Source organism: Streptomyces sp. NPDC060028, assembly GCF_042736725.1.
Classification (GTDB): domain Bacteria; phylum Actinomycetota; class Actinomycetes; order Streptomycetales; family Streptomycetaceae; genus Streptomyces.
Genome location: NZ_JBHWVJ010000077.1, coordinates 1 through 5,223 on the forward strand (window position 1 = coordinate 1; position 5,223 = coordinate 5,223).

4 protein-coding genes are annotated in these 5,223 nt (G+C 71.4%); all 4 read right to left on the minus strand.

All coding sequences use genetic code 11. The annotated features are described in order from the left end of the window. Nucleotides 1-617 precede the first annotated feature (617 nt). From ACFWBF_RS29190 to ACFWBF_RS29205, 4 genes are read right to left on the minus strand one after another with little or no spacing between them, the layout of a single operon-like run. Nucleotides 618-1,643, minus strand: a complete 1,026-nt coding sequence (locus ACFWBF_RS29190) for a LacI family DNA-binding transcriptional regulator (RefSeq protein ID WP_385230136.1) — start codon at nucleotides 1,641-1,643, stop codon at nucleotides 618-620. Then, a complete protein-coding gene (locus ACFWBF_RS29195) occupies nucleotides 1,628-3,232 on the minus strand; it encodes a glycoside hydrolase family 13 protein (RefSeq protein WP_385607139.1) in 1,605 nt (534 codons plus the stop codon). Before ACFWBF_RS29195 ends, ACFWBF_RS29190 begins: the two co-directional genes overlap by 16 nt. 51 nt (nucleotides 3,233-3,283) lie before the next feature. Then, the gene (locus ACFWBF_RS29200; protein WP_385607141.1) at nucleotides 3,284-4,150 is read right to left on the minus strand and encodes a sugar ABC transporter permease; all 867 of its coding nucleotides are present in this window, start codon (nucleotides 4,148-4,150) and stop codon (nucleotides 3,284-3,286) included. Beyond that, on the minus strand, nucleotides 4,147-5,178 hold the full coding sequence (locus ACFWBF_RS29205; protein WP_385607143.1) for a carbohydrate ABC transporter permease: 1,032 nt from the start codon (nucleotides 5,176-5,178) through the stop codon (nucleotides 4,147-4,149). The genes ACFWBF_RS29200 and ACFWBF_RS29205 overlap by 4 nt, the downstream gene beginning before the upstream one ends. Nucleotides 5,179-5,223: the final 45 nt, after the last annotated feature.

Here is a 5,223-nt window from a genome sequence, read left to right on the forward strand (position 1 = left end):
ACTTCTCCCGGCCAAGCGACTGCGGCCCGTCTGGGGCCGGACATAAGCCGCCCACCGCCGGTGGCCCCTTGATGTCGTCTCGCGACGACGAGACCGGCCGATCTCCACCACAACACCCCTCAGGTGCCTGGGTGCTGGCAGCTCCCTCGCCCGTGGGCGGCTTATGTCCGGCCCATGGCTGCCCGCAGACGCGGTCCTTGAGGAGCGCGCAGTGATCGTGGGCGGCTTATGTCCGGCCACAGACGGGCCGCAGTCGCTTGGCCGGGAGGAGTGTGTAGCGATCTGATGCGCCTGGCCTCCCGGCGGGGTGATGTGGTCGGCCCGAGGGGCAGTCAGGGGGAAGGACCCGCCTCGCGGGTCTCTGGCTCTCCCCGTCCCTGGACACTGTGGAACCCGGCCATTCCTCGGGGGCGTCCCGGCAGGCTTCTGGCTTTCCGGGACGGGTCGGTCGGTCAAGGGTGGCCGAAGGCCATCGCGAAGCGACGCGACCGCAGGGAGCGCCCTTGACGGGCCGGCCCGGCCCGGAAGGACAGTGGACTGACGGGACGCCCCCGAACCCCGTCAACGCCCCCGAGCACACGAGTCCCGCCGACCCCGACCCCCGCCCGCCCCGCCCCTCAAAGCCCCCGCCCCGGCCCCTCCGCCGTCGAGCCCCGCACCACCAGTTCCGGCTGGAAGACGTACTCCGTGCGCTGGACCGGGGTGCCGGCCACCGCCTCCAGGAGGGCGCCCACCGCCGCCGTCGCCATCGCCCGTACCGGCTGGCGGACCGTCGTCAGCGGGGGGTCCGTGAAGGCGACCAGCGGGGAGTCGTCGAAGCCGACCACCGAGACGTCCTGCGGCACCCGCAGCCCCCGCTCGCGGGCTGCCCGGATGACCCCGAGCGCCATCGGGTCGCTGCCGCACACGATGCCCGTGCAGCCCCGGTCCAGCAGGGCTCCGCCCGCCGCGTGGCCGCCCTCCACCGTGAACAGCGTGCGCTGGATCAGCCCCTCGGCCTCCGCCCCGGGCACGGCCGCGACGAAGCCCTGCTCCTTGCGTGCCGACGGGACGTAGCGCGTCGGCCCGATGGCGAGCCCGATGCGCCGGTGCCCGAGGTCCTCCAGGTGGCGGACGGCCATGTCCGCGGCCGCACGGTCGTCCGGGGAGACGAAGGGCGCGCTGATCCGCTCGTTGAAGCCGTTGATCAGTACGAACGGCACCCCGCGCGCTGCCAGTCGCTGGTAGCGCGCGGGGTCGGCCGCCGAGTCCGCGTGCAGGCCCGACAGGAACACGATGCCGGTGACCCCGCGTTCCTCCAGCTGCTCCACCAGTTCGTCCTCGGTGGCCCCGCCGGGCGTCTGCGTGCACAGCACCGGCGTGTAGCCGTGCCCGGCGAGCGCCTGCTCGATGACCTGGGCGAAGGCCGGGAAGATGGGGTTGGTGAGCTCCGGTATGAGCAGCCCGACGAGGCCGTTGCTGCGCCGCTTGAGCCGCACCGGCCGCTCGTAGCCCAGCAGGTCCATGGCGGCCAGCACCTTGTGCCGGGTGCCGGCCGCCACGCCGGATTTGCCGTTGAGGACGCGGCTGACGGTCGCCTCGCTGACCTGGGCCTGCGCGGCGATGTCGGTGAGCCGCAGCGGGGAGGTCACCCCTGCCACCACACCGCCGCGTCGGCCGGCAGGACCTCCGGGTCCGTGAGTTCCGTACTGGCCAGCAGCACCGTGCTGCCGGGCGCCGGGAGCCGGACGGGCTCGGGCGTCGTGTTCACGGTGCAGACGAAGCCGCCCCGGCGGAAGGCGAGTACGCCGGCCGGTGCCTCCAGCCACTGCACCGCGTCCCCGGCGCCGAGCTCGGCCCGCTCGCGGCGGATCCGCAGGGCGGTCCGGTACAGCTCCAGGGTGGAGGCGGGGTCGCCGGTCTGGGCGGCCACGCTCAGGCCGGCCCACTCGGCCGGCTGCGGCAGCCAGCTGCCGCCGCTGCCGAAGCCGTACGGTGCCTCGGACCCCGACCACGGCAGCGGGACCCGGCAGCCGTCGCGCAGCCCGTCCTGGCCGTTCTCCTTGAAGAAGGAGGGGTCCTGGCGCACCCCGTCCGGCAGGTCCAGCACCTCCGGGAGGCCGAGTTCCTCGCCCTGGTAGACGTACGCCGATCCGGGCAGGGCCAGCATCAGCAGCGCGGCCGCCCGCGCCCGGGCCAGGCCCTGCGCGCCGCCCCCGTAGCGCGTGACATGGCGTACGACGTCGTGGTTGGACAGCACCCAGGTGGTCGGGGCGCCGACCGGGCGCATCGCGTCGAGCGAGTCGTCGATGGACGCGCGCAGCGCCTCGGCGTCCCAACCGGTGTTCAGGTAGTGGAAGTTGAAGGCCTGGTGCAGCTCGTCGGGGCGCAGGTAGAGCGCCGTCCGGTCGGCGCTCGGCGTCCACGCCTCGGCGACGCCGATGCGGTCGCCGGCGTATTCGTCGAGGACGAGGCGCCAGGAGCGGTAGATCTCGTGGACCCCGTCCTGGTCGAAGAAGGGCAGCACCTGGTTGCCGAGCAGCTTGAGCTGCTCGTCGCGGCCGAGGTCGGGCAGGCCGGGAGCCTTGACCAGGCCGTGCGCGACGTCGATGCGGAAGCCGTCGGTGCCCAGGTCGAGCCAGAACCGCAGGATGGAGCGGAACTCGTCCTGGACGGCGGGGTGTTCCCAGTTGAAGTCGGGCTGCTCGGGGGCGAAGAGGTGCAGGTACCACTCCCCGTCGGCCACCCGGGTCCAGGCGGGCCCGCCGAAGATGGACTCCCAGTCGTTCGGCGGTTCGGCGCCGTCGGCCCCCCGGCCGGGGCGGAAGTGGAAGCGTTCGCGCAGCGGGGTGCCGGGGCCCTCGCGCAGCGCCTGCTTGAACCATTCGTGCTGGTCGGAGCAGTGGTTGGGGACCAGGTCCACGATGATGCGAAGGCCCAGGGCGTGGGCCTCGCGGATCACGGCGTCGGCGTCGTGCAGGGTGCCGAACATCGGGTCGATGGCCCGGTAGTCGGCGACGTCGTAGCCGGCGTCGGCCTGCGGGGAGGCGTAGAAGGGGCTGAGCCAGACGGCGTCGACCCCCAGTTCCTTGAGGTAGGGCAGGCGGCTGCGGACGCCTTCGAGGTCCCCCATGCCGTCCCCGTTGGAGTCGGCGAAGCTGCGCGGATAGACCTGGTAGATCACCGCTTCTCTCCACCAACCGGGCCGGGTGCCGGTCGGGGTGGCGAGTGCGTCGGCGAGGTGCTGGGTCATGTCGTCCTTGGAGAGGTCGGGCCGGGGGTGTGTGGGGGCGGGCGCGGGTGGTCAGCCCTTGGTTGCGCCTGCCGTCATCCCGGCGACGAGGTGACGCTGGGCGAAGACGAAGAAGAGTGCCGCGGGGATCGCGATGACGACCGAGGCGGCGGTCATCGGGCCCCAGTTGGCGGTGTACTGGGTGACGAAGGTCTGCAGTCCGCCGGCGAGGGTGAGGTTCTCGTCGCCGACCATGAAGGCGGAGGCGTACGCGACTTCGCCCCAGGCGGTGATGAAGGAGTAGAAGCCGGTGACGGCGAGGCCGGGCTTGGCCAGCGGCAGGATCAGCCGCCAGAAGGTGCCGAAGGGGTTGAGCCCGTCGACGCGGCCGGATTCGTCGATCTCCACCGGGATGGTGTCGAAGAAGCCCTTCATCATCCAGGCGCAGAACGGCACGGCGATGGTGAGGTACGTGACGATCAGCCCGAGCGGCTGGTTGAGCAGCCCCAGTTGTCCCATGAGGTTGTAGAGCGGGACGATCAGGATGGCCATCGGGAACATCTGCGTGATGAGCAGGGTCCACATCAGCGGCTTCATGCCGGGGAACTTGAACCGGCTGACCGCGTATCCGGTGGTGGCGGCGATGAACACCCCGAGGACGGTGGTGATGCCGGCGACCAGGACGGAGTTGCCGAACCAGGTGAAGAAGGAGGTCGACTCCACCAGGTAGCGGTAGTTCTCCAGGGTCGGGTCCTTCACGAAGTCCGTGCTGATGGCCTGCTTCGCGGGCTTGAGGGAGGTCAGCAGGACCCACAGCACCGGGAAGACTGCGATCACGGACGCGACGATCAGGGTGGCGTGCAGGGCGACGGAGGCGAGCGGGGCGCGGCGGCCCCGGGTGCCGGCCGTGGTCCTCGTGGACGTCGTGGTCACGGTCACCACACCTCTCCCTGCTTGCGCAGCGAGCGCCGGTAGACCAGCGCGAAGATCATGAGCAGCAGGAGGATCAGCACGCCCCAGGTGGCGGAGCCGGCGAAGTCGCGCGGGCTCTGCACGAAGGCCTCGCGGAAGGCCTGGGTCACGAGGATCTCGGTGGCGTCGCCGGGTCCGCCCCGGGTCAGCAGGAAGATCACCGGGAACATGTTGAAGGTCCAGATGGTGGAGAGCAGGATCACGGTCATGCTCACCGCGCGCAGCCCGGGCAGGGTGATGTGGCGGAACCGCTGCCAGGCGCCGGCTCCGTCCATCTCGGCGGCCTCGTAGAGCTCGCCGGGGATGGACTGGAGTCCGCCGAGCAGGGCGACCATCATGAAGGGGACGCCGAGCCAGACGTTGACGGCGATGACCGCGATCTTGGCCCAGGTCGGGTCGTCGAGCCACGGGACGGCGGAGATGCCGCCGCCTTCGAGGATCTTGTTGAGGATGCCGTTGTCGCGGTTGAAGAGGAACCGCCAGGCGAAGACGGAGACGAAGCCGGGGACGGCCCAGGGCAGGATGAGCGCCATCCGGTAGGCGGCGCGCCCTTTGAACTCCCGGTTGAGCATGTTGGCGAGGCCCAGGCCGAGCGTGAAGGTGATCGACACGCAGGCGACGGTCCAGATCACCGTCCACACCAGCCGCTGCAGGAACACCGGGTCGCTCAGCACGTCGGCGTAGTTGTCGAGTCCGACGAATTGGTACGTCGCCTCGATGTGGTTGGCGCCGATGGTGCGGCCGACGTTGCGCTCGTTGGCGTCGGTCAGCGACAGGTAGACGCCGCGGGCGAGCGGCCAGCCGATGATGACGCCGAGGACGAGCACCACGGGGGTGATCATCGTCCAGGCGTACCAGTGGGTGGAGAGGGCTCGCCTCAGTCCACCGCGCTTCCCGCTGTCAGTCCTGCGGCTCGGGCCGCGGGGGGCGGGGGGGGCCCCGGGCCGGGGCCCCCCCCGGGGGGGGTGGGGGCGCCAAGGATTGGCCCCGCCCATGGGCGCGCGCCCCAAAAGAAAAAACAACGGCCCCGAGCAAAGGGA